Source organism: Nocardiopsis sp. YSL2 (assembly GCF_030555055.1).
In the GTDB taxonomy this organism is placed as follows: domain Bacteria; phylum Actinomycetota; class Actinomycetes; order Streptosporangiales; family Streptosporangiaceae; genus Nocardiopsis.
In genome coordinates, this window is the sequence record NZ_JAMOAO010000001.1 from 5,632,771 (window position 1) to 5,656,956 (window position 24,186).

Consider the following 24,186-nt stretch of genomic DNA (forward strand, 5'->3'; position numbering starts at 1 on the left):
CGGTCGGTGAAGGGTGGTTTGCCTGTCGCCTGTGGGGGCCTGTCCTGGGGTGGTCGCGGCGGGCGGTGGCGGGCCGACACGCTCTAGTGTGTGGCTGTGAATGATCTGACGGTGTCGACGGTGAATGTGAACGGCCTGCGTGCTGCGGCGAGGAAGGATCCGGGTTTCGTGGCGTGGTTGGCGGCCACGGAGGCCGATGTGGTGTGTCTGCAGGAGACGCGGGCCGAGGCCGACCAGCTGTCGGCCGCGGTGGTGGCGCCGCGGGGGTGGCATGTGCTGTTGGCTCCGGCGGCGGCGAAGGGGCGTGCGGGGGTGGCGGTGTATTCGCGCCGTGAGCCCGATGCGTCGCGGGTGGGTTTCGGTGAGGCCGAGTTCGAGGATTCGGGCCGGTATGTGGAGGTGGATCTGGGGGCGGTGACGGTGGCGTCGCTGTATCTGCCCTCGGGTGAGGTGGGGACGCCGCGTCAGGAGGAGAAGGAGCGTTTCATGGACGCTTTTCTGCCGTATCTGGTCAAGCGGCGTGCGCAGGTGGAGGCGCAGGGGCGTGAGCTGGTGGTGTGCGGTGACTGGAACATCGCGCACCGGGAGGTGGATCTGAGGAACTGGCGGGGCAACAGGAGGAACTCGGGTTTCCTGCCGCAGGAGCGTGAGTGGTTGTCGCGGGTCTTCGACGAGGCGGGGTATGTGGATGTGGTGCGTGCTCTGCATCCGGAGCAGGAGGGCCCGTACTCGTGGTGGTCCTATCGGGGGCGGGCGTTCGACAATGACACGGGGTGGCGGATCGATCTGCAGGTGGCGACGCCGGGGTTGGCCGCGCGTGCGGTGTCGGGGCGTGTGGAGCGTGCGGTGGAGCATGGTGCGCGTTGGTCGGATCATGCTCCGGTGACGGTGCGGTACGGGGCCTAGGAGGGCTGCTGGTATGGGTGTGCCGATCGTGTTGGTGCATGGTCTTCGGTTGTCGGGGAGTATGTGGCGGCCGCAGGTGGAGTTGTTGTCGGCTCAGGGGCGTCGGGTGGTGGCGCCGGATCTGCCGGGGCACGGGTCGCGGCGGGGTGAGGCGTTCTCGCTGGGGCGTGCGGTGGACACCGTGTTGGGGGCGATCGACGGTGTGGGCGGGCGTGCTCTGGTGGTGGGGTTGAGTCTGGGCGGGTTCGTGTCGATCGCGACGGCGGGGGCGGCGCCGGGGCGGGTGGCGGGGTTGGTGGCGGCCAGTTGTACGGCCAAGCCGGCGCAGTCGTTGGCGCAGCTGTATCGGATTCCGTCGGTGTTGATGGAGCGGTTGCCGGACAAGGGTGCGGCGGTCAATGAGCGCTTTCACCGGTTGACGTTGCGTGATGGTGCGGCTGATGCGGTGTTGGACGGCGGTTTGGCGGTCGAGGCCGCCACGGCGGTGATCGACGCGGTCTCGGACATGGACGCGTTGTCGGCGTTGTCGGCGTATCCGGGGCCGGTGTGGTTGATCAACGGTTCGCGTGATCACATGCGTATCCATGAGAAGCAGTTCTTCGACGCGTGTGCGGATGGGCGGTTGGTGAATGTGCCGCGGGCGGGGCACATGGTGAGTTTGGACCAGCCGGTGAACTTCTCGCGGATCGTGGGCGATGCGGCTGATGTGGTCAGTGCGCGTGAGGCGGTGCGGGCGCAGGTGGAGGCGTCGGGGGGTGAGCCTGGGCCGGCGTTGGGGGCCGAGGGCTGAGTGTGGGGGTGTGGTGGGGCCGGGGCCGGTGGTGGCCTGCGGCCCCACCGGTGTGTGCGGGGGTGGTGGGGTTGGGCGGGGGTCAGCGGGTGCGGGGTGTGTGGGCGCTGGTGGTGGCGGGTGCGTGTGTGGCGCTGTGGGGCAGGCGGAAGTAGATCATCGGGTTGCGGTGGCCGGTGCGGACGGGTTCGGTCAGGCCCAGTTCCTTCTTCAGGTCGGTCAGTGCCTGGTGGTGGTGGGGGGCGCGGGCGGCGGAGGCGGTGAAGAAGCTGGTGGTGTGGGTGGTGAGCCATTTGAGGACGACGGCGCCTTCGGTGAAGGGCAGGGCGTGGCGCTGGTGGAAGACGTCGTGGACGCTGATGGGGATGCCGGGGGGCAGGGTGGGCAGGAGGTGGTGCAGGTACCAGCGGGCGAACCAGCCGTTGTGGGCGGCGTCGATGAACAGGTGGTCGGTGTGGGCGGGAATGAGGTTGGTTTTGGTGCGTATGTCGCCTTTGGTGAAGGTCCACCGGTCGGTGAGGTGGTGGGGTACGTGCTGGGGGGCGTGGTCGACGATGTCGAAGGAGTGCAGGTGGCCGGTTGCGTTGTCGTGGAGGGCGTGCAGGATCCAGGTGGTGGACCAGCCGTAGTAGGTGCCGATCTCCACGACGGTGGCGGGGGTGTGCTCGCGTAGGAGCAGGTAGGTGATCTCGGCTTCGAGGTCGTCGAGTTGGGGGGTCATGGTCGGGGCGGCGTCGCGTTGGTGGGCGCGCATGTGGTCGCGGACGCGGGCGAGGTCGTCGCGGTGGGTGCGGTAGAGGTCGCTGATGTGCGCCAGGTCGATGGTGGCGGGCATGTGACTCCCCGGGGTCGTGTCCGGACTGATGGTGATTGCCGAAGGTAGCAGTGCGGCTCGGGCGTGCGGTGCCGACTGGGGGGTGTGTCGTGGTCAGCGGGGGGTGGCGGGGCGGATGAGGCCTGCGTCGTAGGCGGTGATGACGGCTTGGGTGCGGTCGCGGACGCCGAGTTTGGTGAGGATGTGGGAGACGTGGGTCTTGATGGTCTGGACGCCGAGGACGAGGTGGTCGGCGATTTCGGCGTTGGTGAGGCCTTGGGCCATGAGGGTGAGGGTTTGGGATTCGCGTTCGGTGAGGGTGGCGACGGCGTGGGCGGCGGGGGTGGGTGCGGCGGGTTGGGTGGCGGCCAGGGCGCGTAGGGCGGTGGGGAAGAGCAGGGTGTCGCCGCGGTGGACCAGGCGCAGGGCGGCCAGGATGTCGTCGGGCGGGGTGCGTTTGAGGAGGAATCCGGTGGCGCCGGCGCGCAGGGCGCCCCAGACGTAGTCGTCGTTGTCGAAGGTGGTGACGACGATGACGCGGGGCGGGCTGGTCAGGGTGCGGTGCAGGTGTTCGGTGGCGCGGATGCCGTCGAGTCCGGGCATGCGCACGTCCATCAGGACCAGGTCGGGGCGGGTGCGGCGGACGAGGTCGGGGACGTCGGCGCCGTCGGCGGCCTGGCCGGTGACCTCCATGTCGTCTTCGGCGTTGATCAGGGCGGCCAGTCCGGTGCGGATGAGGGGCTCGTCGTCGACGAGGTTGATGCGGATCATCGGGTGTCTTTCCAGGTCAGGTGGAGGGTGAGGTGCCAGTGGGTGGGGGTGGGGCGGCAGGTGAGGGTGCCGCCGAGCAGGTGGGCGCGTTCTTGCATGCCGGTGATGCCGCGGCCGGGGCCGGGGCGGGTGCGGGGCCGGGTGCGGGGTGGTCGGGGGTTGGTGACGTTGAGGGTGAGGTCGGTGGGGGTGATGTGCAGGGTGAGGGTGGGTGTGTGGTGGGGGGCGTGGCGTAGGGCGTTGGTGAGGGCTTCTTGGGTGATGCGGTAGGCCTCGCGGGAGAGCAGGGCGGGTACGCGGTGGATGTCGCCGGTGATGTGGCAGGTGAGGTCGGTGCCGGTGTGGCGGGTGGCTTGGGTGAGGTGGTGGAGGTGGGTGAGGTCGGGTGGTGGTGTGCGGTCGGTGGGGGTGTCCTCGCGCAGGATGCCCAGGGCGTGGTCGAGGTCGGCGGTGGCGGTGCGGGCCTGGTCGGCGATGTGGGTGAGGGCGTTGCGGGCGAAGTCGGGGTCGGTGTCCAGGAGGCGGGCGGCGGTGGCGGCCTGCAGGGTGACCACGGACAGGGCGTGGCCGAGGGAGTCGTGGAGTTCGCGGGCCAGGCGTGCGCGTTCGGCGAGGGTGTGGGCGTGGGCGTGGGCGGCGGCCAGGCGTTCGGTGGGGGTGGGTCCCAGGAGGTGGGGTGCGGTGCGGGTGAGCAGGTGGCCCAGGAGGGCGATGGTGTAGAGCAGGGCGGCGACCAGGAGCAGGGCCAGGAGGGGGCCGAGGAGGCGTTGGGCGGGGGTGGAGTAGGGCTGGGGGTTCAGGGGTGCGGTGGCGAGCATGGCGGCTTCGGTGAGGGCGACCATGGTGGCCAGGCTGGCGGCCATGCCCAGGAGGAGGTGCAGGCACAGCCACAGGGCGGAGCGGGCGGTGGGGCGGCTGGTTCTGGTGTGGGGGGTGTTGGTCAGGGGTCCTTGGAGGAGGGCGCGGGCCAGGTGGGTCTGGCCGTTGCGTACGCCGGGGATGAGGGCGGTGGCGGTGAGCAGGGCCAGGCACAGCAGGGTGGCCAGGGCGATGGCGGTGGGGCCGGGGTCGCCTGCGGGGCGGCCGTGTTGGGTGATGAGGGTGGCCAGGACCAGTGCGGCCATGGCGAAGGGCATGAGCAGGGCGCCTCCGATGACGAGGTAGGCCCATCGTCGGTAGGTGTGGGCGTGGATGAGGGGTCGGATCACCGGGGTGAGTGGGCGCACGGGCAAATCGTGGCACAGGGGTGTGGGTGGGCGCTTCCCTCTGTGGGGTGAGGGCGGGGGCTTTGTGCTGGTGGGGTGCGGTGTGGGTGAGGTGTTCCACTGGCTCCTTGCGATATGTGATGAACCGGTCGTCCTATGGTTGGTGATGTGACACGCAGTGAGACGCCGCCGCGGGCGGCAGGGGCAACGGGGTCGGGGCTGGCGCACACGCTGCGCCGGCGGCACATGGCGCTGATCGCGATCGGCGGGTCGGTGGGGGCGGGCCTGTTCATCGGGTCGGGCACGGTGATCCAGACGGCCGGTCCGGCCGCCGTGGTCTCCTATGCCCTGGCCGGGGCGCTGGTCTTCTTCACGTTGCGGGCGTTGGGCGAGATGGTGGTGGCCGTGCCCGCGGGCGGTTCGTTCTCCGACTACGCGCGCCTGGCGTTCGGGCCGCGGGCGGGGTTCACGATCGGGTGGGTGTACTGGTGGATGTACGCGGTGCTGGTGGCCGCGGAGTCGGTGGCCGGTGCGGCGATCCTGGGCCGGTGGGTGTCGGCGCCCGGGTGGGCGCTGGCGTTGGCGGTGCTGTTGTCGATGACGGTGGCCAATGTGGTCTCGGTGCGGGTCTTCGCTGAGACCGAGTCGCTGTTCTCGATGGTCAAGGTCGCCACGATCGTGGCGTTCTTGCTGGTCGGCGGGTCGTGGGCGTTGGGGTTGTGGGGTGCTTCGCCCGGTTCGGGGTGGGCCAACCTGTGGCAGGTGGGCGGGTTCGCGCCCCATGGGTGGGTCGCGGTGCTGGGTGCGACGGTGGTGGTGCTGTTCGCGTTCGGCGGGGTGGAGATCATCACGATCGCGGCGGGTGAGAGCGCGGAGCCTGAGCGGGGTGTGGCCTCGGCGGTGACCAATGTGCTGTGGCGGATCGGGTTGTTCTACGTGGCTTCGATCCTGGTCGTGGTGATGGTGGTGCCGTGGAACTCCGCGGAGTTGGACCGCAGTCCGTTCGTGGTGGTGATGGAGACCGTGGGGGTGCCGGGTGCGGCGCTGATCATGGAGGTCGTGGTGTTCGTCGCGGTGCTGAGCGTGTTGAACGCGGCGATGTACACCTCCTCGAGGATGCTGTTCGCGCTGACGCGGCAGGGGGACGCGCCGCGGGCGCTGTCGGGGACCAACCGGCGCGGGGTGCCGGTGCGGGCGATCCTGTTGGGGACGGTGGTGGGCTATGCGGCGGTGGTCGCGGACCTGCTGTGGCCGGAGCGGGTGTTCCCGTTCCTGGTGGCCTCGATCGGGGCGATCCTGTTGGTGCTGTTCGTGACGATCTGTGCTTCGCAGTTGGTGGTCGGGGCGCGGTTGCGTCGCCGGGCGCCGGAGCGGGTGGCGTTGCGGATGTGGGGGTTTCCGTATCTGACGTGGGTGGTGCTGGCGGGGTTGGTGGCGGTCGCGGTGGCGATGGCGACGATTCCGGAGCACCGGCAGTCGCTGTGGGCGACGCTGGCGTCGGTGGCGGTGGCGATGGTGGCCTTCGAGGTGCGGCGCCGGTGGGGGCGGGTGCCGGTCAGCCGGGTCGTGCTGGGTGTGCCGGGTCGTGCGGATCCGGCTGAGTTGGCGCGGGTGGCGGGCCGGGGCGGTTCGTCGGACCTGGCGGGTGGGCCGGGTTCGGGTGCCGGGGCCGCCCGGCAGGGGAAGCCGGAGCGGCCGGGCGGCGTCTGAGACGGGGGTGCCGGTGGAGTCGCTGCCGTGGTCGGGGCGGCGCCGCCGGTGTGTGCGGTGCTGGGCGGTGGCCCCCTGTGTTGGGGGTGTATGCGCAGAGTTGCCTGGTCATGGGCATGTGTGCCGAATCTGGCTTTTGTCGCTAGGGTGCTGGCAACCCCCTGAGAGGAGCACCCCGTGCGACATGTCGTCGGCTTCCTGTCCGGATTGATCCTGGGCCCGGTTCTGCTGTTGCTGAGCGGGTGGGCGTTCTCCCACCTGCGTCGGCTGCACGGTTCGGGGCTCGGTGCCTTGGACGGCGCCGGCCCCTTGGCCCTGGCGGGGCTGGCGGGTGTGGGCCTGGTGGTGGCCCTGCTCGCGGTGCCGCCGCGGCTGACGCCGATGCTGCCGTTGGGTGCGGCGCTGGTGTTGGGCGGGGCCAGCGCGGTGTCGGTGCTGCGCATGCACCTGTTGGAGCGGTTGCCTTCGCTGCCCGGCAGCGAGGGCGCTTTGGTGTTGTTGCCGTTGGGCGCGTTCGTGCCGTTGGTGGTGGTGCTGGCGGCCACGGTGTTCGTGGGCGGCCGGTGGCGGCGTGATCCGGAGGGGGTCACCGAGGATGAGTACTTCGAGGGCCTGTACGGGGACGAGGAGCGCGGTCGTCCGCCGGCGGCCGGTGCCCACTCTGGTGCCCCTGGGCGTCGGGAGCCGCGTCACCGGGCCTGATCGGGTCCGGGTGGGCGTGTGCGGGCCCCGGCGGCTGCGGTCGCCGGGGCCCGTCGGCGTGGGGTGGGGTGGTGGTGTTCTGGTGGCTGTGGGGCGCTGCTCAGGCGGGTTCGTGCGCGGTGGCGGGCTGTCGTTGGGCCTGGTCGTGGCGCAGGAGCGTGCGGGCGCGGCCGGGGTGGGCCCGGGCGGGGTCGTGTCGCAGGCGAGCTAGCGCCAGGCGGGGCCCCAGCCGGAGCTGTTGGACACTCCGGGCGGTAGCGGCGGCAGTCCTTGGGGCGGTGCGGCCGGGGCCTGCGGTGCCGGGCGTGGCGGCTGCGGTTCGGGGTGCGGCCGGGGGTCGGGGCGCGGGTCCGGGGCGGGCTCTTCGGCGGCGGGTGCGGTGGCCAGGAAGCCGCGTACGCGTTCGGCCTCGGGCTCGTCCTCCTGGGCGGGCATCAGGACCGGTTCGGGCAGGGGCGGGTGGTCGGAGCCGCCGTCGGGGTCGGGGATGGCCGGTTCTGCGGGGGCGACCCTCTTCCACCACACCTGGGCTTCGTCGGCGGTGAGCTCGGACTCGATCTCCAGCCATCCGGTCACGTGGGGGTGGCGGCGTCCGGCGTTCCAGGAGCGGGGGTAGGGCAGGTCGTCCAGGATCAGGACGTGTTCGCCGTCCACGGTGGGGATCTCGGCGGGTACGCCCTCGTTCCACACCCAGGTGCCGTCGTGGGCGACCAGGTTCCACCAGCCGCGCACGGTGTGGGCGGCGGGGTCGGGTTCGCTGTCGCGGTAGGCGGCGGCCCAGCGGGGGTCGGGGGCCTCGCCGTGCAGTCCCTGGGCGTGGGGGCCGATGAGGGCGTCGGCGAGCAGGGTGTGGAGTTGGAAGTTGTCGCCGATGCCGTCGAAGAGCACGCGGAAGGCGCGTTGGGAGCGGCGGTCCATGACCAGGGCGGAGGTGGCTTCGGCCATCCGCAGCAGGGCGCGGACCTCGTCGAACTCGGTCAGGTGGTCGCTGAGCTGGTTGGCGATGGCCACGAGTTCGGCGTGCAGGGAGGGGTCGCGGCGTACGTGTGAGCGTACTTCGCCTTCGCTGAGCATGGTCTTGGCGGCCAGGCCGTGGCGGCGGATGGTCCACCAGCACATGGTGGCCGAGGGTGCGTCGGCGCCCAGGTGGGTGGCCACGCGTGCTTCGGTGTCGGCGGTGACGGCCTCGGGGTCGGGGGGTGCGTCGGGGCCGGTGCGCTGCCAGGCGCGCAGGAAGACGATGGCGCCCTTGCCCATGGTGCGCAGGCGGTGCAGGATCTCGGGGCCGGTGGGTCCGGGGTCGGTGCCCATCTCGACGATGGCGCCGGCGACCACGGACAGGTCGGCGATGATGCCGGGGGCGGTGTGGTCGCCTGAGAGCAGGGGGGTCAGGGCTTCCAGGGCGAGTTCGCGTTCGACGAGGGGGACCTGGGAGGCCAGGGTGTAGACCTTGTGGACCGCGGGTGGGAAGGTGTGGGGGTCGGCCGCGACGGAGGCGTCGATGAGTTCTTGGAATGCGGCGCGGAATTCGTCGACCATGGGTCCGTCCCCTTTCTCACGCAACCAACCTAATGTCTCATCAAGGCAGGATCGCACGTTAACGGGTGATTTCGAGTGCTGTTGGTGGGTTCGTTGGCAAGCTGAGATGCGTGGCCGCCGCGCGCCCGGGCCAGGTCACAGGCCCAGGCGGGTCACGGCGTTGTCCTCCAGGGGGTTGGCGGTGCGGATGTAGTCGTGCACGGTGCGCGGGTTCGTCCAGCGGCCCTGGCGCATGATCTGGCGGTCGGTGGCCCCGCCCAGGGCGGCCTGGGTGGCGAAGCCCGCCCGCAGGGAGTGCCCACCGAAGTCGTCGGGGTCCAGCCCCGCCCGGGCGGCGTAGCGTTTGACCAGTTCGCCCACGGCCCGCCCGGACATGGGCCGCTCCCCCACCCGGCCGTGCCTGCTCACGGCGGGCAGCAGCGGCCGGGCGGTGCCGTCGGCCAGGTCGTGGTGGTGGGGCCGGTCGCACCGGTGGGCGGCCGCGGCGGCCGGGGGCTCGGCCCGGTCCAGGTGTGCGCGCACGCCCTCCTGCCCTGCCCGGCGCAGGGCGCTGAGCAGGTCGGCCCAGTCGGCGAAGGCGCACATCGGGCAGGTCGAGCGGTGGCGGCCGCGCGGCAGCGCCACCATGTGGCCGCGGCGGCCCTCCTGGTCGGTCTTGGTCGCGCCCAGGTGCACGATGAGGGTGGCGGCCCCGGAGGCGGCGTCGGTGCGCGCGGTGATGTCGTCGAAGGTCAGCGCGGCCAGTTCCGAGCGGCGCAGGGCGCCGGCGAACCCGGTCAGCAGCAGGACGGCGTCGCGGCGCCGTGCCACACCGCCGGGGAAGCCCTCGGGGGGGCGTACGGCCAGCAGGGCTTCCAGGGTGGTCAGGGTGACGGGGTCCTTGCGGCGCGGGCGGGCGGCGCGGGTGCGGCGGATGCCGCGCAGGGTCATGCGGACCACGTCGGAGCGGGTGGGTGAGGCCAGACCGTGGGCGCCGTGCACGGCCGCGATGGCGGCGGCGCGCCGTTCCAGGGTGGGGGTGGCCAGGGCCCAGGCCGTGCCGTCGTCGGTGCGGGTGTGGGCGCAGGCGGCCAGGTAGACGGCCACGTCCACGGCGTCGGCGGGCAGGGCCTGGCGTCCTTCGGCCAGGCACCAGGCGGTGAAGGCCGTCCAGTCGGTGCGGTAGGCGCGCAGGGTGTTGGGCGATTGGGCGCTGGCCAGGTAGCGGCCGAGCGTGCTCGCCTGTTCGGCGTCGAAGCGTTCACGGACCCGGCTCAGGGTGTGGGTGTCGACCAGGACGCTGTGGGTGACGGTGCGCAGTTGTCGGCGTACGCCGGCGGGCAGTTCGAGGGCGTCGGGTGTGTGCGGTTCGGGTGTGTTCACGGTGTTCCATGATGGGGCACGCGCGCTCCGGTGTGGGGTAGGCGCCGCGGCCGGTCGGTCAGCCGGTCAGGTGGGCGCGCAGGGCGTCCCACAGGTCGGGGGGCGGCATGACCCAGAACAGGGGCAGGGCCGAGACGACCAGGGCGGCGGTGAAGCCGATCGCGGCGATCTTGCGGCGCAGGATCGCGGCGGCCGCGGCGGAGGCGGCCGGGACGGCCAGGGCCAGGACCAGGACCCAGATCAGGGCGTTGCCCACGGCCCTCAGGTCGGGGGTGGCGGTGGGGTCGCCGCCGGCGGCCAGGGCGGCTTCCTGCATGTCCAGGGCGGTGAAGAGCAGGTGGGCCAGGGCCAGGGGCGTGCCCAGGGCCCACAGCACGGTCAGGGCGACCCACAGGGCGGTGATGCGCTTGTCGGGCGGGTCGGGCAGGACCAGGGGGGTGGTGCGGTCGGTGCGCGGGCCCGTGGCGGGCTGGTCGCCCTGGCCTGAGGCGGGGCTGTGGTCCTGGCCGGTGGTGCGGGGCCGCTGTGGGGCGGCCTTGCGGCGTTGGCGTTTCTTGGGTGACACGCGCCTGTCGTCCTTGCCTGGTGGTGCTGTGGTGCTGTGGTGCCCGGGGCGGGTGTGGATCCTATCCGGCCAGTCCGGCCAGGTGGATGGCCGACACGAACACCACCGGCCATACGAGGAGGGCCAGGGACCACAGGGCGGCGCGGCGGTCGCCGGCGACGGTGGCCACGGCCGCGGCCAGCAGGGGCAGGCCGATGGCGGCGCCGAAGGCCAGGGTGACCCATTCGGCGCCGGAGTCGGTGGGGGTGTCGGCGCGTACGCCCATCAGGTAGCCGGCCGGGCCCAGGACCAGGGCGAGCAGGGCCACGATGGCGATGACGACGCGGATGCCGGTGGGGTGGCGGGTGTTGCGACCACCGTCGGGGGCGGAGGGACGGTCAGACACGGGGGCCGTGGTGCCTTTCGTCTAACGGGCGGCGGGCCTGGGTGGGGTGCGCAGGGCACACCGGCGCGCGCGGGTGGTGGGTGGTTGGGGGCACGCGTGTCCTGGCACCGTTGGCGTGTGCGGCGTTCGGTGCGGTGGGCGTGCTGTGTAAAACGTACCTGCCCGGGCAGGTGGGTGGAACCCGTGCGGGGTGCGTGGCCGGTGTCCGCTGGGGGCGCAGGCCGGGGTGTGGGCGCGCCGGGTGCGCCGAACGCGTCCTAGTGGGCGGTGGGGGGCGGGTGGGCGTGGGTGACCAGGCCCGTGAAGGCCGCCAGCAGGCGCAGGTCCTCGATGGTGCGCGGGGTGGTGGTGAGCAGGTCGGGTGAGTAGACGACGGTGGCGGCGACCTGGGCGCGCGAGAGGGCGACGTTGAGGCGGTGGCGGTCCAGGACGAAGGCCGTGCCGCGGCCGCCCTCGGCGGCGTTGGAGGTGGTCATGGAGCAGATGACGGCGGCCGCCTCCTGGCCCTGGAATCGGTCGACGGTGCCCACCCGTACCCCTTCCAGGGCGGGGGTGTGCTCGGTGGCGGCGGCCAGGGCGCGGCGCAGGGCGCGCACCTGGAGGTTGTAGGGCGCCACGACGAGGATGTCGTGGCCGCTCATGGGGCGTGCGGGGGTGTGGGGTCCCGGGGTGAGGGTGTCGCCCACCAGGCGGGTGGCGATGGCGACGACGGCCGCGACCTCTTCGGGGCTGTGGGTGGTGCGGCCCTGGTGGGGGGTGGGGTGGGCGTGTACTCCGGGTGCCAGGTGGGTCAGGGAGCGGGCCCGGGTGCTGGGGTGGGCGCGCAGGCGCCCCTGGTAGGACAGGGTCGACACGGCCTCGCACAGGTCGGGGTGCATGCGGCGGGTCTGGTCGAGGAAGTAGCCGCGGGCGGGGTCGATGAGGGCCTCGCCTTCCATCAGGTGTTGCAGGGCGGAGGCGTCGGCGCCTTCGCCGTGGGTGCCCTGGACGACCTGTGGGAGCTGTTGGGGGTCGCCGAGCAGGACGAGGTTGTGGGCGGCCGCGGACACCGCGAGGGTGTCGGCCAGGGCGAACTGTCCGGCCTCGTCGATGATGAGGACGTCCACGGGGTCGGCGACCATGGCGGCGTTGGCCAGGGCCCAGGCGGTGCCGCCGATGAGGACGGCCTCGCCCGCGGCGGCGTGTTTGGTGCGCCAGGTGGCCAGGGCCTGGGGGGTGGAGGGCTGGTCCCAGGGCGGCGGCGGGGTGTGGTCGGTGGCGGGGGTGCGGCTCTTGGCGCGTTTGGCGGCGGCCAGGGGCACGCCGGCGTCGGCGGCGGCGCGCACGGCGGCGCTCATGACGTTCTCGACGGCCTTGTGGCTGGTGGAGCACACGCCGATGCTGCGGCCCTGTCGGGCCAGGTGGGTGATGAGCTGGGCGGCGAGGTAGGTCTTGCCGGCGCCGGGCGGGCCCTGGACGGCGAGGTAGGAGTGGTCCAGGCGGTCCACGGCGGCGATGGTGGCGGCGATGGTGTCGCCGCCGGTGTGGGCGGGGTCGGGTAGGGGGCCGCCGCCGTGCAGGCGGGGCGGGGTGCGGCGCAGGACGTCCAGGCCGGTGTGGCGGGGCCAGGCGGGCAGGTCCTCCACGGCGGTGCGGGCGATGAGTTCCAGTGCGCCGTCCTTGGGCTGGGGGTTGACGGGTGCGCCGGGCAGGACCGCCACGGGGGGCCGGGAGGTGGTGGTGTCGGGGTCGCTGGTCTCGGTCAGGGTGAGGGAGTCGGCTTCGGCGCCGGTGACCTTGGCCCCGGTGGTGGTGGCGGGCTGGCCGGGGGCGCCGGGGTAGAGCAGGTGGACGTCCTGGCCGGTGGTGAAGGGGTGGGGGTGGGCGGTGTCCAGGCGCATGTCGATCTCGCGGCGGGCCTTCTTCTGGCGGCCGGTGGGCGGGGCCCACTCCCCCGCGCGGACCCGCCAGGGCACGGCGCAGTCGGTGTCGGCTTCCAGGTCCTGCAGGGGGGCGCTGGTGCGGCGGTAGTGCTCGCGCCAGGGCGGGAGCTGTTCGCGCTGGTAGTAGCCGACCAGGGCGGCCAGGGCGGCGCGGGTGCGCTCGTCGTCGTCGCGGTCGGTGTCGGTGGTGGGCACGTCGGCGAGCAGGGGTGTGGTCAGGGCGGCGTGGCGGGCCTGCTTCTCGGCGCGTTTGCGGGCGCGTTCGGCTTCGGCCTCGGTGAGTTCGAACTGGATCAGGGGCCGGTCGGTGATGCCCTGGCGGGCGCGGTGGTCCTCGAGCCAGTCGCGCAGGCGGGCGGTGGAGTGGCAGTCGTCGCGGTTGTAGGCGGCGATGTCGTCCAGGACGCGGGTGGCGGTGTGGTGGTCGCCGGCCTGGTGGGCTGCCTGGTAGGCGGCGTAGGCGTCGATGGAGGAGGTGGCGGTGGTGACGCCGCCCGAGCGGGAGGCGGGCAGGTAGAGGGGTTCGAGGTACTTGATGGAGTAGGAGCGCTGGGACACGCGCATGCTCTTGCGTACGACGGTGTACAGGTCGATGAGCCGGTTCTCGCGCAGGAGGCGGTTGACCTCTTCTTCGCGGGTGGCGTACTCGGAGCTGAGGTGTTTGAGGCGGTCGACCTCGTAGGAGGCGTAGTGGTAGATGTGGGCGTTCTCGTCGGCGTCGATGCGGGCGGTGGCGAAGTCGACGAAGTCCTCCAGGGCCTGCTTCTCCTGGGCGCGGTCGTGGGCCCAGAAGGCGTGGAAGGTCTCGTGGCCGTCGGCGTCCTCGGTGGTGGCGCCGAAGAGGTATTCCAGGCCGCGGCCGTCGTCGCGGGAGTGGTAGGGGTAGCCCTCCATGTCGAAGAAGACGTCGCCGGGGCTGGGCGCGGGCAGGCTCGCCAGGCCGTCGGGGGCGAAGACCTCGGCGGTGACGGTGCCCTGGGGGTCGGTGGGGGTGCGGGTGGAGTCCTGGCGGACCTGGAGGGCGGCCTGGGCGCGCAGTTGGTCGAAGGTGCGGCGGGGCAGGGTGGGTGGGCGCTGGTCGTCGGTGGCGTGGGCCAGGGCGTCGATGGTGGCCAGGCCGGCGTCGGTGAGTTTGGTGGCCTGGTCGGTGCGTAGTCCGGCGACCAGGGACAGGTGGCGGGCGGCGGTGCGGCCCTGGGTGCACCAGGTGGCGTAGCCGCAGCTCTCGCAGGCGGGGCGGGGCTGGCCCCAGGTGGGGGTGGGCAGGGCGGGTTCGTGTTCCAGGCGGGCGAGCAGGCGGCGGGTGATGGTGTGCAGGATGGGGGTGAAGTCGGCGGTGGGCAGGGTGTGGGTGTGGTCGTCGCCGGTGCGCAGGTGCATGTGTTGGGGTTGTTGGCCGGTGGCGACGGTCAGGGCGTGGGCGTAGGCGGCCAGTTGGAGGACGGCGCCGGGGCCGGGGCGGCGGGCGAGTTTGGTGTCCCAGGGCTCGTAGGTCCAGGTGGGCGGTGGCGGGGTGTGTGCTCGGCCGGTGGCGGGGTCCAGGTCGGAGCGGATGAGGAAGTCGGCGCGTCCGTGGAAGGCGACCGGTTCGCCGCCTCGGTGCTCCAGCGGGTGGTGGAAGCTGCCCTGGTAGATGACGGGTACGCCCGCGGCCATGGCCTGGTTGGTGGCGGTGGCGGCTTTGGCCAGGGAGGCGTCGTCGGGGTGGGGGTCCTCGATGTGGGCGATGTCGCCGAACAGGGCGCGCAGGCGGTCGAGTTCGGCGTGTTCGTGGGCCAGGCCGTGGTGGGCGATGAGGGCGTCGACGGGTTCGGGGGCGGGGGCTCCGGGCAGGCGTGCGGCCAGCGCGGTCTTCAGGGCGCTGCGGTGGTCGCATTCCAGGGTGTCGACGAGGTCGGTGGGTGAGACGACCCAGCCGGTGGTGGTGCGGAACAACGCCGGAGCTCCCTGTGGTGTGTGGGTGGTGCGGGTGTGGGGATTGTGCCATGTGCGGGGGACGTGTGCGGGTGGCTACGCGCGGGCGCGGGTGGGAAAGTGCGGTGGGCGCGGGGGTGGGTGGTGCTCTGGGGTCGCGGGAGGCGTCCTGCGGATTCCTTCACCGGAATCGTCGCCGGTCTGTCCGGCCCGTTGAGGCGGTTGGCCGCGGAGGTCGCTCCTTGTGAGGGGTGCGTGCGGTCCGTGGGCGGGCCGGGCCTGGAGCCGGGGTGCGGTGATGGTGATCCGCTGGTCGAGTCGCGGCGGCGCGGGGCGGACGGGGATTCCTCGGCGGACGTGGTGGAGTGCGCTCGCGGGCGGGTGCGGAGTCTGCCGCGCCGGTACGGGGCGGTGTTCCTGGCGGGGCCCGCGTTCGCTCTGTCGGCCGATGACGCGGCGGCGTGCGCGGCGCTGCTGGGTGTGCCCGCGCCTGTGGCACCGGGGAAGGCTCTGGTGCCGTTGTTCGTGCCCGAGCCCACGCCGAGGGAGCGGGCGGGGCGGGCCTGTGGGGCCGGGGCGGTGGACGGCGCGGTACCGGGTGTGAGCGTGGTGGCGCGTGGCACACGAGTGTGCTGCGCTATGAGTGCCGTTCGGGTGCTGGGCGCGCGGCCGAGGACCGTTCGTGGGTGGTGCGCTGGTACGCCCGCGCCGGGTCCGGGGAGCTGGCCGGGGTGGCCGGGCTCGAGGCTGCGGGCGGTTGTGGGGGTCGGCGGCGCCCGTGGCGGGGCGCCGGTGGCGGTTAGCCGACGACCTGCCATTGGACGGTGCCCACGCCCGCGCCGGTGCCGATGATCTGGTCGAAGGCGGCGGTGGACAGGTCCAGGCAGCGGCCGTCGATGTAGGGGCCGCGGTCGTTGATGCGCACGGTCACGGATGTGCCGTTGTCGGGGTTGGTGACCTTGACCATGGTGTCGAAGGGCAGGGTCTTGTGCGCGGCGGTCATGCCGTAGGTGTCGAAGGTCTCGCCGTTGGCGGTGGTGGCGCCGTGGAAGCCGTCGCCGTAGAAGGAGGCCTGGCAGGTGCCGCCCTCGCCGGTGGGGGTGCCTTCGGTGGAGGGTGCGCTCTGCTGGGTGGTGTCGGGGTCGTCCTGGGGTTCGGGTTCGGCCGGGACGGCGCTGCCGTCGGCGGTGGAGTTCTGGGTGGCGTTGGAGACGGCCTCGCCGGCCTGTTCGGCGGTGGCGGGGTCGGGTTCGGCCGGGGTGTCCTCGGGGGTGGTCAGCGGGTCGGGTTCGGCTTGGGGGATCTGGGCGGCGTTGACGGTGGTCTCGGGCGGGGTGCCGGTGGCGATGACGGCGGCTGTGGCGGTGCCGGCCACGGCCAGGGTCGCTGCGGAGGCCGCCGCGATGACCAGGGCGCGTTTCCTGCGGTTGCGGGTGCGGGCGGCCGTCACGCGCGGGCCGGGTGTGGCGGCGGTGTCGAGGTGCGGGGTCTGTGGCTCGGTGTTGCCCACGGCGGTGTCCTTTGAACGGGAACAGGGTGGGGCGGGCCGTCTCCGGCGCGGGTGCGCGGGACCCCGTGCCCGGTGCCCCGTTGGTGGGGTGGGGCGTGGGACGGGTGGAGTCGGACCGCCGGGTGTTGCACGCGGGGGTCTGGGCGCAGAGCTTAGGGGTAACGCGCAGGTCACGGTACCGGAAAGTGGTGGTTTGTGGAACTTATCACCACTTGACCTGCGGTTTTGCTGTGTTTGGCATGGGTGTGGCCGCCGGCGGGCGGCGGCCACAGGTGGGGGTGTCTCAGACCGGGAGCACGATGGCGGCCCGGTGGTAGCGGTCGGCCAGGGCCTGGGCGATGGCGGCGTCCGGGCACAGGGGTGCGGCCACGGCGTCGGCGCCGCAGTGGGCCAGGCGGTCGTGGAACAGGCCGGGGGCGAGCAGCCAGCTGGCGACCACCACGCGGGTGTGGCCGCGTCGGCGCAGGGCGGTGACCTGGTCGGCGACCGTGGGGGTGCTGGTGGCGATGCTGCCGCGCACCACGCGGGTGCCCAGCTGCTGGGACAGTCCGGCGGCGGCCTGGTCCAGTTCGGTGTGGGCGCGGGCGTCGGAGGTGCCGGCGCAGGCCAGGACCACACCGTCGCCGGGCTGGTAGCCGGCGGCCAGCAGGCGCCGGCGGGCGGTGGCCAGCGCGGCGGGGTGGGCGCCCAGGGCCGGGGTGATGACGGCGTCGGCGCGGCCGGCCTGGGCGAGCTGGTGGGGGATGTCGGTGCGCACGTGGTAGCCCGAGGCCAGGAAGGCGGGTACGACCACCAGCGGGCCGGGGACGGTGGCGGCCACCTCCCCCACCGAGGGGGTCAGGACGTCGGCGAAGGCCAGCTGGGTGGGGCGCTGGGTGATCTCGCCCACACGCAGGGCCAGGGAGTGGGCGATGGCGGTGCCGCGCGCCTGGCGGGTGCCGTGCACGGCCAGCAGCAGGGTGGGGTGTCGGTTCATCGTGAGCAGTCCGTGGTGTCCAGGGCCAGGCGGTAGCCGCGTTTGACGACCGTCTGGATGATCTTGGCGTCGCCCAGGGCGGTGCGCAGGCGGGCTACGGCGGTCTCCACGGCGTGGGCGTCGGCGTCCTCGCCCAGGCAGGTGAGCAGGTGGGCGCGGTCGCGTACCTGGCCGGGGCGGCGGGCCAGTTCGCGCATGATGCGCATCAGGGTGGGCGAGAGGGTGTGGACGGTGCCGTCGACCAGCACGGCGTGTCCGCGCAGGCGCAGGCGGTGTCCGGCGACGCCGAGGGTGGGAAAGCGTGCGGGCAGCTCTTCGGTGAGTTTGCGGACCTGGGCGCCGATGCGGGCGCGGTCGGGCCACACGGTGGGGATGTCGTGGGCCATGAGGGGGCGGGCGGTGACCGGGCCCACGCACATGGCCAGCACGTCGCCGCGCAGGGCGTGGACCAGGGCGCCGTCCTGGCCGGTGGTGGCGGCGCGTGAGAGCAGTCCGGCGGCGGCGGGGGCGCTGGTGAAGGTGACGGCGTCCACTCCCCCGGTGGTGACCGATTCGATGAGGCGGTCCAGGGGGGCGGTCTGTTCGGGTTGGGTCCAGCGGTAGACGGGCACTTCCAGGACCTCGGCTCCGGCCAGGCGCAGGGCGGCGGTGAAGTCGGGCAGGGGTTCGCCGTGCATCTGGATGGCTACGCGCAGGCCCTGGACGCCGGTGGAGAGCAGGTAGTCCAGGACTTCGGCGGAGGACTCCGAGGGCGGTGACCACTCCTCGTTGAGGCCGGCGGCGCGGATGGCGCCCTTGGCTTTGGGGCCGCGGGCGAGCAGGCGGGAGGACTGCATGGACTTGAGCAGGCCCTCGGCCATGCCCCAGGTCTCGCAGGCCTCGATCCAGCCGCGGAAGCCGATGCCGGTGGTGGCCACGACCACGTCGGCGGGGCGGCGGGTGAGTTCGGTGGAGGCCGAGGCCAGGCGCTGGTCGTCGCTGAGGGGGACGATGCGCAGGGCGGGTGCGGCGATGACCTGGGCGCCCTTGCGGCACAGCAGGGCGCTGAGCTCCTCGGCGCGGCGGGCGGCGGTGACGGCCACGGTGAAGCCGGCCAGGGGCGCGGTGGTGGCGGGCGCGTGGGCGGGTGGTCCGGTGACGGGCGTGGTCAAGGGGTCCCCTGTTCTGCGCGGGTGTTGATCTGGATGGTGGACTCGTGCACGCGTACGGGCCAGGTGGTCAGCTGGACGGCCTCGTCGTCCAGGCTCTGGCCGGTGCGCAGGGAGAAGACGTTCTTGAGCATGGGTGAGGCGACGGTGGGTTCGCCGCCGCGGTCGCCGACGATGCCGCGGGAGATGACGGCGGCGTGGGTGAAGGGGTCGATGTTGTCGACGGCGTAGTACTCGTCGTCCAGGGTGCGGAACAGGGCGACCTGGCGGCCGTCGGGCATCAGGACGGCGGCGCCGTCGGCGGGGCCCAGGCGGTGGGTGGGGCAGGCGTTGATCCAGACGGCGGGCTGGGTGGGAGCGGTGGTCATCGTGCGGCCTCCTTGGTGCGGGGGGTGGGCATGCCGAGGTTGAGGGGGGTGTCGGGGGTGGGCTGTTCGCGGGTGGTGGTGAAGCTGATGGTGGGGTCGGGGGTGTCGGGGGCGTTGGTGAAGGAGACGAAGCGGGCGAGCTTGTCGGGGTCGGCCAGGACGGCGGCCCATTCGTCGGCGTAGGCGGCCACGTGGTCGGTCATGGCCGCTTCGAGTTCGTCGGCGATGCCCAGGGAGTCGTGGACGACGACGTCGCGCAGGTGGTCCAGGCCGCCGTCCAGGGCTTCGATCCAGGGGGCGGTGCGCTGCAGGCGGTCGGCGGTGCGGATGTAGAACATCAGGAACCGGTCGATGTAGCGGATGAGGGTGTCCTCGTCCAGGTCCGAGGCCAGGAGTTCGGCGTGGCGGGGGGTGAAGCCGCCGTTGCCGCCGACGTAGAGGTTCCAGCCCTGGTCGGTGGCGATGATGCCGAAGTCCTTGCTGCGGGCCTCGGCGCATTCGCGGGCGCATCCGGAGACCGCGGACTTGAGCTTGTGGGGTGAGCGCAGGCCCCGGTAGCGCTCCTCCAGGCGGATGGCGAGGCCGACCGAGTCCTGGACGCCGTAGCGGCACCAGGTGGTGCCCACGCACGACTTGACGGTGCGCAGGGCCTTGCCGTAGGCGTGTCCGGACTCGAAGCCGGCGTTGACCAGGCGCGACCAGATGGCGGGCAGCTGTTCGAGGCGGGCGCCGAACAGGTCGATGCGCTGGCCGCCGGTGATCTTGGTGTAGAGGTTGAAGTCGCGGGCGACCTCGCCGATGACGATGAGCTTGTCGGGGGTGATCTCGCCGCCGGGGATGCGGGGCACGACCGAGTAGGTGCCGTTGCGCTGCATGTTGGCCAGGTAGCGGTCGTTGGTGTCCTGCAGGGTGGCTTGTTCGCCCTCCAGGATGTGGCCGCCGCCCAGGGAGGCCAGGATGGAGGCGACCGCGGGCTTGCAGATGTCGCAGCCGGTGCCGGTGCCGTGGGCCTTGATGAGCGCGGAGAACGTGGTGGTGTTGGTGGCGTGCACGATCTCCACGAGTTCGGCGCGCGACTGGGGGAAGTGCTCGCACAGGGCCGTGGACTGTTCGATGCCGGCCTGGGTGAGGATCTGCTTGAGCATGGGCACGCACGAGCCGCAGCTGGTGCCGGCCTTGGTGCACGCCTTGAGGGCGGGTACGTCGGTGGCGCCCTGGTCGTGGATGGCCTGGCACAGTTCGCCCTTGGTGACGGCGTTGCAGGAGCAGATCTGCGCGGAGTCGGGTAGGGCGTCGGCGCCCAGGGCGGCTCCGCCTTCGGGGGTGATGAGGGCGAGCGGGTCGCCGGGCAGGGGTGAGCCGACCATGGGGCGCAGGGTGGCGTAGGCGGCGGCGTCGCCGACCAGGATGCCGCCGAGCAGGGTGGTGGCGTCGTCGGAGAGTACGAGCTTGGCGTAGCGGCCGGAGGCGGCGTCGTTGACGACCACGTCCAGGGCGCCCTCGGTGCGGCCGTGGGCGTCGCCGAAGCTGGCCACGTCCACGCCCAGGAGCTTGAGTTTGGTGGAGGTGTCGGCGCCGGTGAAGGTGGCGTCGCCGCCCAGGAGGCGGTCGGCGACGACCTCGGCCATGGCGTTGCCGGGGGCGATGAGGCCGTAGACGGTGCCGTGGTGGTTGGCGGCCTCGCCGATGGCGTGGATGCGGGGGTCGCTGGTGGTGCAGGTGTCGTCGATGGCGATGCCGCCGCGCGGGCCCAGGTCCAGGTCGACGGTGCGGGCGAGGTCGTCGCGGGGGCGGATGCCCACGGAGAACACGACGAGGTCGGCGTCCAGGTGTGTGCCATCGGACAGGACCAGGCGGTGGCCGTCGCCGTGGGGGGTGTCCTCGATGGCGGTGGTGGCGGTGCCGGTGTGCACGCTCACGCCCAGGTCGTCGACGAGGTTCTTCAGTAGGGCGCCGGCGCCTTCGTCGATCTGGGCGGGCATCAGGTGGGGGGCGAGTTCGACGACGTGGGCCTGTACGCCGAGCAGGCGCAGGGCGTTGGCTGCCTCCAGCCCCAGCAGGCCGCCGCCGATGACCACGCCGGTGGTGGCGTTCTTGGCCGAGGCGGTGATGGCGTCCAGGTCCTCGATGGTGCGGTAGACGTGGCAGCCGTCGCGGTCGTGGCCGGGGATGGGGGGCACGAAGGGGGTGGAGCCGGTGGCCAGGACGAGGCGGTCGTAGCTCAGGGTGCGGCCCGAGGCGGTGGTGACGGTGCGCTCGGTGCGGTCGATGTCGGTGGCGCGTTCGTTGACGTGGATGTCCACCGCGGGTCCGGCCAGGTCGCCCAGGGACAGGTCCTGGGCGCTGGCGCCGTCGAAGTAGGAGGACAGGGCGACGCGGTCGTAGGCGGTGCGGGGTTCTTCGCCCACGACGGTGATGTGCCACTGGCGGCCGGTGTCGCGGTCGCGGAGGGCTTCGACGAGTCGGTGTCCGACCATGCCGTTGCCGATGACGACGAGTTCTTCCATGGCGGGTGGACTCCTCCTGGTGCGGGTGCGGTCGTGTTTCAGGCAACCCGCAGGGTGTTACCCGCGCATCAGCCGTCTGTGTCGGCGGTGTTTCGATGTCCTGTCATTGCAGGTGGGGGGTGCGTGATTGGTCACGTCGGCCCCTGTGGGGCCGGGGGCGGGCGGGGGTCGGGCCTGGGCCGATGCCGGGTCGGCGCAGGTCGCGGCGGCGGGACGGGGTCAGGTGGTCTGGCGCAGGGCGTGGCCGAGTTCGGTGACGGCCTGGGTGATGCCGGTGGCGGCGGCGTAGCCCAGGACCAGGCCGGGGGGTCCGGGGCGTTGGCGGTGCCAGGACAGGGGGTGGGTGCGCACGCCGCGTGCCAGGGCGGCCCTGGCCAGGGCGGTGTCGTCGAGGCCCGGGGCGAAGGTGAGCATCAGGTGCAGGCCGGCGGCGGCGCCGTGGACGGTGGCGCCTGGCAGGTGGGTGGCCAGGGCGGCGGTCATGGTGTCGCGGCGCCGGCGGTGGCGGGCGCGGATCTGGCGCAGGTGGCGTTCCAGGGTGCCGGACTCGATGAGGTGGGCCAGGACGAGTTGGGGCAGGACGGGGCTGCCCAGGTCGCTGAAGCGTTTGGCCTCGGTGAGGCGGTCGCGGTGGCGGGGCGGGGCCAGGACCCAGCCCAGGCGCAGTGCGGGGGCCAGGAGTTTGGAGACGCTGCCGGTGTAGCAGACCCGGTCGGGCAGTAGGGAGTGCAGGGCGGGTACGGGGGCGCGGTCGTAGCGGTGTTCGGCGTCGTAGTCGTCCTCGATGACCAGTCCCCCGTTCTTGGCCCAGTCCAGGAGGAGGCGGCGCCGGGGGCCGGACAGGACGGCGCCGGTGGGGAACTGGTGGGCGGGGGTGAGCAGGACGGCGGGGGCGCCGGTGGCGGTCAGGGCCGCGATGTCGGCGCCGTGTTCGTCCACGGGCACGGGCGGGGTGCGCAGGCGGGCGTGGTGCAGGTGTTGGCGGATGCCCAGGGAGCCGGGGTCCTCCAGGGCGAGGGTGTCGACGCCGTCCTGGTGCAGGAGCTGGCCGAGCAGGGCCAGGGCCTGGGCGGTGCCGGAGACGATCTGGACGTGGTCGGGGTGGACGCTGATGCGGCGGTAGCGGGCCAGGTGGTGGGCGAGTGCGGTGCGCAGGCGGGGGTGGCCGCGCGGGTCGGTGTAGCCCAGGTCGGTGGTGGGGGTCTGGGCCAGGACGGTGCGTTCGGCGCGCAGCCAGGCGGTGCGGGGGAAGGCGGCCAGGTCGGGGGTGCCGGGGGTGAGGTCGTGGCGGGCCGGGGTGTGGCGCAGGCGGTCGAAGATGTCGGTGCCGGGGTCGGCGGGCAGGGCGGGCAGGGGGGTGTGGTCCTGGGCGGGGGTGGTGGCCGGGGCGGCGGGGGTGGAGGCCACGACGGTGCCGCCGCGTCCGCGGGCGGTCAGGTGGCCTTCGTCGGTCAGGCGCCGGTAGGCCTCGGTGACCACGCCGCGGGAGACGCCGAGGTCGGCGGCCAGGGTGCGGGTGGCGGGCAGGCGTGAGCCGACGCCCAGGCGCTGGTGGGTCAGGGCCTGGCGCAGGTGGTCGGTGAGCCAGTCGGTGAGGTGGCCGGGTCGGGCGTGGGCGGGGTCGAGTTGGAGGAAGTCGGCGCCGACGGTTGTGGACCTGTTCTCGGAGGGCTTTTTGGACCTGTTCACTGGTCCATTGTGCGGCCAGGGTGGGGTGGTGAACGGGTCAGGGGTGTGCGCGGGAGGTCGTGGTGAGTGCGGAGTTCGTGGTGACGGCGTTGGTGGTGGTGCTCACGCCCGGTACGGGGGTGCTGTACACGGTGGCGGCGGGGCTGGCCCGGGGGGTGCGGGGTGCGGCGGTGGCGGCGCTGGGGTGCACGCTGGGGATCGTGCCGCACCTGGTGGCCGCGGCCACGGGTCTGGCGGCGCTGCTGCACACCAGCGCGGTGGCCTTCCAGGTGCTCAGGTACGCGGGTGTGGCCTATCTGCTGTTCATGGCCTGGAGCATCTGGCGGGACCGGGGGGCGTTGGAGGTGTCGGCGCAGCAGGCCGAGCGGGGGGTGTGGCGGGTCATCGGGTCGGGGGTGCTGGTGAACCTGCTCAATCCCAAGCTGACGATCTTCTTCTTCGCGTTCTTGCCGCAGTTCGTGGCGGTGGACGCTGCTTCGGCGCTGGGGGCGATGCTGGGCCTGGGCGGGGTGTTCATGGCGATGACGCTGGTGGTGTTCGTGGGCTACGGGTGCTGTTCGGCGTTGGTGCGCGACCGGGTGGTCCGCAGCCCGCGCGTGGTGGCGTGGCTGCGGCGGGGTTTCGCGGGGGCCTTCGCCGCGTTGGGGCTGCGGCTGGCCCTGCCCTGAGGGCGTCATTGTCCTGGATCGGGCCGGGCCGCATACTGGCTTGGGCGGTGGGATCGATGCCGGCGCAGGGGAAGAGTGGGGGTCGTTCGTGCGGGTCGACGTGTGGTCCGACATCGTGTGCCCGTGGTGCTTCATCGGCAAGCGCCGGCTGGAGGCGGCCCTGGAGCGCTTCGACCACGCCGGGGAGGTCGAGCTGGTCTGGCACAGCTACCAGCTCGACCCGGGTTTCCCGCGCGGGCGCAGCGAGCCGGTCTACGCCTCGCTGGCGGCCAAGATGCGGGCCTCCACCGAGCAGGTGCGGGTGATGACCGAGCAGGTCGCGCAGGAGGCGGCCGCGGAGGGCCTGGACTACGACCTGGCGGGTGCGCTGATGGTCAACACCCTGGACGCCCACCGCCTGGTGCACCTGGCCCGGCAGAGCGGGCTGGACGGTGCGGTGATGGACCGCCTGCTGCTGGCCCAGCTGGTGCAGGCCCGTGATCTGAGTGATCCGGACACGCTGGTGGCGCTGGTGGCGGAGGTGGGCGTGGACGCGGCGGCGGCCCGGCGTGTGCTGGGGGGTGAGGACTTCGCCGAGCAGGTGCGCCGGGAGGCCGACCAGGCCCGCCGGTGGGGGGCGACCGGGGTGCCCTTCTTCGTGATGGACGGGGCTTTCGGGGTGTCGGGGGCCCAGCCGGTGGAGGTGTTCGTCTCGGCGCTGGACAAGGCCTACGCCGCCGCGCGCGGCTGAGCCCC

General features: G+C 73.0%; 20 protein-coding genes. 6 read left to right on the forward strand and 14 right to left on the reverse strand.

Annotation, left to right across the window (positions count from 1 at the left end):
- Positions 1-105 precede the first annotated feature (105 nt).
- Positions 106-906, forward strand: a complete 801-nt coding sequence (locus tag M1P99_RS24885; RefSeq protein WP_304455825.1) for an exodeoxyribonuclease III — start codon at positions 106-108, stop codon at positions 904-906.
- Between the two features lie 13 nt (positions 907-919).
- Positions 920-1,696 (forward strand): alpha/beta fold hydrolase, encoded by a 777-nt coding sequence (locus tag M1P99_RS24890; RefSeq protein ID WP_304455003.1) that lies wholly within the window; start codon positions 920-922, stop codon positions 1,694-1,696.
- 82 nt (positions 1,697-1,778) lie between these two features.
- Here the strand turns inward: M1P99_RS24890 and M1P99_RS24895 are convergent, their stop codons facing one another.
- The 3 genes from M1P99_RS24895 to M1P99_RS24905 form a co-directional block, all read right to left on the reverse strand.
- Entirely contained in the window at positions 1,779-2,531 is a 753-nt protein-coding gene (locus M1P99_RS24895; RefSeq protein ID WP_304455004.1) for a class I SAM-dependent methyltransferase, read from the reverse strand.
- 93 nt (positions 2,532-2,624) lie between these two features.
- Positions 2,625-3,281: a response regulator transcription factor gene (locus tag M1P99_RS24900; protein ID WP_304455005.1), complete on the reverse strand. Its 657-nt coding sequence runs from the start codon at positions 3,279-3,281 to the stop codon at positions 2,625-2,627.
- Complete coding sequence (locus M1P99_RS24905) at positions 3,278-4,507, reverse strand: sensor histidine kinase (protein ID WP_304455006.1); 1,230 nt, start codon at positions 4,505-4,507, stop codon at positions 3,278-3,280. The genes M1P99_RS24900 and M1P99_RS24905 overlap by 4 nt, the downstream gene beginning before the upstream one ends.
- A gap of 225 nt (positions 4,508-4,732) precedes the next feature.
- Between M1P99_RS24905 and M1P99_RS24910 the strand changes: the two genes are divergently transcribed.
- Entirely contained in the window at positions 4,733-6,196 is a 1,464-nt protein-coding gene (locus tag M1P99_RS24910) for an amino acid permease (RefSeq protein ID WP_304455826.1), read from the forward strand.
- A gap of 177 nt (positions 6,197-6,373) precedes the next feature.
- Positions 6,374-6,898 carry a hypothetical protein gene (locus M1P99_RS24915; RefSeq protein WP_304455007.1) on the forward strand — a complete coding sequence of 175 codons (525 nt, stop codon included), beginning with the start codon at positions 6,374-6,376 and terminating at the stop codon, positions 6,896-6,898.
- Positions 6,899-7,105: 207 nt separating this feature from the next.
- Here M1P99_RS24915 and M1P99_RS24920 read toward each other — a convergent pair whose 3' ends face one another.
- The 11 genes from M1P99_RS24920 to M1P99_RS24970 form a co-directional block, all read right to left on the reverse strand.
- Positions 7,106-8,437 (reverse strand): hypothetical protein, encoded by a 1,332-nt coding sequence (locus M1P99_RS24920; RefSeq protein WP_304455008.1) that lies wholly within the window; start codon positions 8,435-8,437, stop codon positions 7,106-7,108.
- A gap of 135 nt (positions 8,438-8,572) precedes the next feature.
- A complete protein-coding gene (locus tag M1P99_RS24925; protein WP_304455009.1) occupies positions 8,573-9,799 on the reverse strand; it encodes a site-specific integrase in 1,227 nt (408 codons plus the stop codon).
- A gap of 58 nt (positions 9,800-9,857) precedes the next feature.
- Complete coding sequence (locus M1P99_RS24930; RefSeq protein WP_304455010.1) at positions 9,858-10,364, reverse strand: hypothetical protein; 507 nt, start codon at positions 10,362-10,364, stop codon at positions 9,858-9,860.
- 61 nt (positions 10,365-10,425) lie between these two features.
- Positions 10,426-10,749: a hypothetical protein gene (locus M1P99_RS24935; RefSeq protein WP_304455011.1), complete on the reverse strand. Its 324-nt coding sequence runs from the start codon at positions 10,747-10,749 to the stop codon at positions 10,426-10,428.
- 257 nt (positions 10,750-11,006) lie between these two features.
- Complete coding sequence (locus M1P99_RS24940) at positions 11,007-14,606, reverse strand: TM0106 family RecB-like putative nuclease (RefSeq protein WP_304455012.1); 3,600 nt, start codon at positions 14,604-14,606, stop codon at positions 11,007-11,009.
- 778 nt (positions 14,607-15,384) lie between these two features.
- Complete coding sequence (locus tag M1P99_RS24945; RefSeq protein ID WP_304455013.1) at positions 15,385-16,095, reverse strand: septal ring lytic transglycosylase RlpA family protein; 711 nt, start codon at positions 16,093-16,095, stop codon at positions 15,385-15,387.
- Between the two features lie 283 nt (positions 16,096-16,378).
- Entirely contained in the window at positions 16,379-17,071 is a 693-nt protein-coding gene (locus tag M1P99_RS24950; protein ID WP_304455014.1) for a sirohydrochlorin chelatase, read from the reverse strand.
- Positions 17,068-18,222, reverse strand: coding sequence for a uroporphyrinogen-III synthase (locus M1P99_RS24955; protein WP_304455015.1), 1,155 nt, complete (start codon positions 18,220-18,222; stop codon positions 17,068-17,070). Before M1P99_RS24955 ends, M1P99_RS24950 begins: the two co-directional genes overlap by 4 nt.
- Positions 18,219-18,587 (reverse strand): nitrite reductase small subunit NirD, encoded by a 369-nt coding sequence (gene nirD / locus M1P99_RS24960; protein ID WP_304455016.1) that lies wholly within the window; start codon positions 18,585-18,587, stop codon positions 18,219-18,221. Before nirD ends, M1P99_RS24955 begins: the two co-directional genes overlap by 4 nt.
- Positions 18,584-21,094: a nitrite reductase large subunit NirB gene (gene nirB, locus M1P99_RS24965; RefSeq protein ID WP_304455017.1), complete on the reverse strand. Its 2,511-nt coding sequence runs from the start codon at positions 21,092-21,094 to the stop codon at positions 18,584-18,586. The genes nirD and nirB overlap by 4 nt, the downstream gene beginning before the upstream one ends.
- Positions 21,095-21,313: 219 nt before the next feature.
- Positions 21,314-22,783, reverse strand: coding sequence for a PLP-dependent aminotransferase family protein (locus M1P99_RS24970; protein ID WP_304455018.1), 1,470 nt, complete (start codon positions 22,781-22,783; stop codon positions 21,314-21,316).
- 62 nt (positions 22,784-22,845) lie between these two features.
- Here M1P99_RS24970 and M1P99_RS24975 point away from each other — a divergent pair, with 62 nt between their 5' ends.
- Entirely contained in the window at positions 22,846-23,451 is a 606-nt protein-coding gene (locus tag M1P99_RS24975) for a LysE family translocator (RefSeq protein ID WP_304455019.1), read from the forward strand.
- 88 nt (positions 23,452-23,539) lie between these two features.
- Positions 23,540-24,181 carry a DsbA family oxidoreductase gene (locus tag M1P99_RS24980; protein WP_304455020.1) on the forward strand — a complete coding sequence of 214 codons (642 nt, stop codon included), beginning with the start codon at positions 23,540-23,542 and terminating at the stop codon, positions 24,179-24,181.
- Positions 24,182-24,186 lie beyond the last annotated feature (5 nt).